The sequence below is a fragment of the Aeromicrobium sp. genome, from assembly GCF_049586495.1.
Taxonomy (GTDB): Bacteria; Actinomycetota; Actinomycetes; order Propionibacteriales; family Nocardioidaceae; genus Aeromicrobium.
On sequence record NZ_JBAVCB010000226.1, the window covers coordinates 1 to 4413 of the forward strand.

The 4413-nt window shown below is 65.7% G+C and carries 5 protein-coding genes; 2 read left to right on the plus strand and 3 right to left on the minus strand.

Features of this window, described 5'->3' with window-relative positions; all coding sequences use genetic code 11:
- Positions 1–265 precede the first annotated feature (265 nt).
- A complete protein-coding gene (locus tag WB508_RS11915) occupies positions 266–883 on the plus strand; it encodes a DUF47 domain-containing protein (RefSeq protein WP_423845103.1) in 618 nt (205 codons plus the stop codon).
- Positions 884–886: 3 nt separating this feature from the next.
- Complete coding sequence (locus WB508_RS11920) at positions 887–1900, plus strand: anion permease (protein WP_423845099.1); 1014 nt, start codon at positions 887–889, stop codon at positions 1898–1900.
- 128 nt (positions 1901–2028) lie between these two features.
- Here WB508_RS11920 and pstB read toward each other — a convergent pair whose 3' ends face one another.
- The 3 genes from pstB to WB508_RS11935 form a co-directional block, all read right to left on the minus strand.
- On the minus strand, positions 2029–2808 hold the full coding sequence (gene pstB, locus WB508_RS11925; protein ID WP_423845100.1) for a phosphate ABC transporter ATP-binding protein PstB: 780 nt from the start codon (positions 2806–2808) through the stop codon (positions 2029–2031).
- A gap of 28 nt (positions 2809–2836) precedes the next feature.
- On the minus strand, positions 2837–3910 hold the full coding sequence (gene pstA, locus WB508_RS11930; RefSeq protein WP_423845101.1) for a phosphate ABC transporter permease PstA: 1074 nt from the start codon (positions 3908–3910) through the stop codon (positions 2837–2839).
- Positions 3910–4413: PstC family ABC transporter permease (locus WB508_RS11935; RefSeq protein WP_423845102.1), on the minus strand; the 504-nt coding region annotated here is incomplete at its 5' end. The genes WB508_RS11935 and pstA, both read right to left, overlap by 1 nt.

Below are 4413 nucleotides of genomic sequence, written 5' to 3' on the forward strand. Positions count from 1 at the left end.
CCATCTCAGGAGCACCCATGCTGGAACCTTTCGAGGCCTCCATCCTGGACGACACTGCGCTCGACGAGATCGAGATGACCACCCGCCTGATGATCGCGGCGTCCGCGTGCCCGCGGCGCCTGTCGCAGTGCGAGGTCGACCAGATCCTCGGCGTCGCCTCCCCCAACTGAGAATCGGATCGTCGAATCATGTCCACCGATTGACATGCAGGAACGATCAGGCCCTAGCATGGGCGTGGCCTATCCAGCGGTGACGGGAGCACGTGGTGCGTTTTCGCATTCGACCGATTGAAACCACCTTCTACGATTTGTTCTCGCAGATGGCTGCACAGCTCGTGAGCGGAGCGGACCTCCTCGCATCGCTGCTCGATCCGCAGACCGATGAGAAGGACCTCGCCGATCAGATGCGGACGGCAGAGCATGAAGCCGACGAGATGTCGCACGAGATCGTTCGTCGTGCCAACTCCACCTTCATCACGCCGTTCGATCGTGAGGACATCTACCGGCTCGCTGGCGCCTTGGACGACGTCATGGACTTCATGGAGGAGACCGTCGACCTGGTCAACCTCTACGGATTGGGTCACCTGCCCGCCGACTTCGCCCCGCAGGTCGAGGTGCTGCAACGCGCCACCCAGCTGACTGCTGAATCGATGCCGCGGCTGCGGACGATGAAGGACCTCGATGAGTACTGGATCGAGATCAACCGGCTGGAGAACCAAGGCGACCGTACCTACCGGCGCATCGTGGCGCACCTGTTCAGCGGGAGCTACAAGTCGCTCGAGGTGCTGAAGCTCAAGGACATCACCGACTCCCTCGAGCACGCCATCGACGCTCTCGAGTCCGTCGCGAACACGGTCGAGCAAATCGCCGTCAAGGAGTCCTAGGCTGTGGACCAGACCTTGGCGATGGTCATCGCCGTCGTGGTCATCGCGCTGATCTTCGACTACACCAACGGCTTTCACGATGCGGCGAACGCCATCGCAACGTCGATCTCGACCCGGGCCCTCACACCGCGCATCGCCTTGGCGATGGCGGCCGTCCTCAACTTCGTGGGCGCACTGCTCGGCGTCGGTGTCGCCAAGACCATCCAGGGCATCATCAGCATCGAGACCGCGCCCGGCGAGGGGTCCGCGCACGCGCTCACGATCGTCTTGGCTGCCCTGGTTGGTGCCATCACGTGGAACATGCTGACGTGGTACTTCGGTATCCCGTCGTCGTCGTCACACGCCTTGATCGGGGGCATCGTCGGCGCGGGGCTGGCCTCGGCCACCACGGTTGAGTGGGCCACGCTCGTGGAGAAGGTCGCGATCCCCATGGTGGCGAGCCCGCTCCTGGGCTTCCTGGGTGCGTTCGCGATCATGACCGGCATCATGTGGGTGTTCCGCCGCGCCAATCCGCACCGGGTCGGCAGAGGCTTCCGCCACGCGCAGACCGTGTCAGCGGCTGCCATGTCGCTCGGCCACGGCTTGCAGGACGCCCAGAAGACGATGGGCGTCATCGTGCTGGCACTGGTCGCTGGCGGGTACAACGAAGGCACAGACGTTCCGCTGTGGGTCATCGTGGCCGCTGGAACAGCGATCGCACTGGGCACCTACTCCGGCGGATGGCGCATCATGCGCACCCTGGGCCGTCGCATCATCGATCTGGATCCGCCCAAGGGCTTCGCAGCTGAGTCCACCGCAGCGACCGTGCTGTACGGCATGGCGATCGGCCTCGAGGCCCCGGTCTCGACGACCCACACCATCACCTCGGCCATCATGGGCGCCGGAGCGACCAAGCGATTCAGCGCCGTGCGCTGGGGCGTCGCCCAAGGCATCGTCCTGGCGTGGATCATCACCATCCCGGCAGCGGCCAGTGTGGCAGCCGTGACCTACTTCATCGCCCGGCTGTTCCTGCCCTGATACCCGCTCGCCAGCGAGGAGCGTGAGGGAGCGAGGAACGAGCGACCGAGGCGGGCTCACGCAAGCCGGTCAGCTCACCGGGCCTCGCGAACCGGCGCTGCGCGCTTCACCGCTCACGCTCCGCTGGCTCAGCCAAACCGTCCCTGGATGTAGGCCTCGGTGGCGGGTTCGGACGGGTTGGAGAAGATCTGCTGGGTGCGGCCGACCTCGACCAGCCGACCCGGCTGCCCCACGCCTGAGAGATTGAAGAATGCGGTCTCGTCCGAGACGCGGGCGGCCTGCTGCATGTTGTGAGTCACGATCACGATCGTGTACTCCTCCTTGAGCTCGTGGATCAGATCCTCGATGACGCTCGTGGAGATCGGGTCCAGGGCTGAGCACGGCTCGTCCATCAACAGCACCTGGGGCTCCACCGAGATGGCGCGAGCGATGCACAGACGCTGCTGCTGCCCACCCGACAAGCTCGAGCCGGGGCGGTCGAGGCGATCCTTGACCTCTCCCCACAGCCCGGCGCTGCGCAGGGACCGCTCGACGATGTCGTCGGAGTCAGCCTTCTTCATGCGCTTGCTGTTGAGCTTCTGACCGGCCAGCACGTTGTCATAGATCGACATCGTGGGGAACGGATTGGGGCGCTGGAAGACCATGCCGATCATGCGACGTACGTTGACCGGGTCCATGTCGGGACCGTAGAGGTCCGCACCGTCGATGAGGACCTTGCCCTCGACGCGGGCTCCGCGAATGACTTCGTGCATGCGGTTCAGCGATCGCAGGAAGGTTGACTTGCCGCAGCCGGACGGGCCGATGAAGGCGGTGACGGACCGCGCAGCAATCGGAATGGTCACACCCTCCACGGCGAGGAAGTCGCCGTAGTAGATGTCGAGGTCCGAGACATCGATGCTCTTGGCCATGATCTAGATCCTTGATCCGAGCGCCACGTCAGCGCTCACTCTTGGGGGAGAAGTAGTACGAAACGAGACGGGCCACGAGGTTCAGCAGCATGACGATGAGCAGCAGCACAAGCGCTGCGCCCCACGCGCGATCGATGCTGAACTCCGGGGGGACGCCGGGGTTGCGCTGCGAGGAGTAGGCGAACACCGGCAGCGTCGCCATGCGCCCGCCGAACAGATTGAAGTTGGACGAGTCGGTCGCGCCGGCGATGATCAGCAGCGGCGCAGTCTCCCCGATGACGCGTGCGATCGAGAGGGTCACTCCAGTCACGATGCCAGCCAAGGCGGTCGGAAGCACGACCTTCGCCACCGTCCGCCACTTGGGGACGCCCAGCGCCAGCGAGGCCTCGCGCAGCTCGTTGGGCACCAGCTTGAGCATCTCCTCGCTGGATCGCACCACGATCGGGATCATCAGCACGGACAGCGCGACCGATCCGCCGATGCCGAGCCGCACACCCTCGCCGAAGAAGAGAACGAACAGCGCGTAGGCGAACAGGCCCGCCACGATCGAGGGGATGCCGGTCATGACGTCGACCAGGAAGCGCACCCAGCGCGACAGTCGGTTGTTGTCGGCGTACTCGACCAGGTAGATGGCTGCGAACAGGCCGATCGGCACGGAGATGAGGGTGGCGGCGCCGGTGATCAGCAAGGTGCCAGCCATGGCGTGGTAGACGCCGCCACCCTCTCCCACCACGTTGCGCATCGAGAAGGTGAAGAACTCGATGCCGAGCACGCTGAGCCCGTTGCTGAGCACCGTGAACAAGATGCTGACCAGCGGCACCATGGCGACGGCAAAGGCCGAGCCGACGAGCAGGGTGACGAGGCGGTCGGTGGCCTTGCGGGTGCCCTCGACAGCCGCGGACCACGCCGGGATGGCGAAGGTGAGGGCCCACGCGGCCAGCGCGCCGCGCACGGCGCTGCCACTGGTGAGCCCCACGCCGACACCGGCCAGCACGGCCAGGGTCACGACGAGCCGCGGACCCCACAGGGGCAGCTGCTCGCCCCGCAGAGCAAGGCCGACCTCGGCCGGGGCTGCTGCGATCTTCGTCCTGGTCTGGGACATCAGTTGGCTCCGGAGAATTCTTTTCGGCGGTCGACGATCGAGCGCGCTGCGAAATTGACGACGAAGGTGATGATGAACAGCACCAGGCCGGTGGCGATCAGCGCGTTGACTGACTTGCCGCTGGACTCGGCGAAGCTGAGCGCGATGTTGGACGCGATGGTGCTCGGGTTGGTGCTGCCGATCAGGTTGGCGGTCACCACGCCCGCGGTGGCCGAGAGCACCATGGCCACGGCCATCGTCTCGCCAAGCGCCCGGCCGAGGCCGAGCATGGCGGCTGACACGATCCCGGAGCGTGCATAGGGGAAGACCGTCATGCGAATCATCTCCCAGCGCGTGGCGCCGAGCGCCAAGGCCGCCTCCTCGTGCAGGCGGGGGGTCTGCAGGAAGATCTCCCGGCAGATGGCGGTCATGATCGGCAGGATCATCACGGCGAGCACGATGCAGGCCGTCAGGAGCGTGCGGCCCGTGGTGGAGGCCGGCCCCGCGAAGATGGGGATGAAGCC

Bases quoted from the DNA above. Each gene is read 5' to 3' on its own strand.
- pstB (WP_423845100.1), bottom strand. From the start codon at position 2,808: ATGGCCAAGAGCATCGATGTCTCGGACCTCGACATCTACTACGGCGAC.
- pstA (WP_423845101.1), bottom strand. From the start codon at position 3,910: ATGTCCCAGACCAGGACGAAGATCGCAGCAGCCCCGGCCGAGGTCGGC.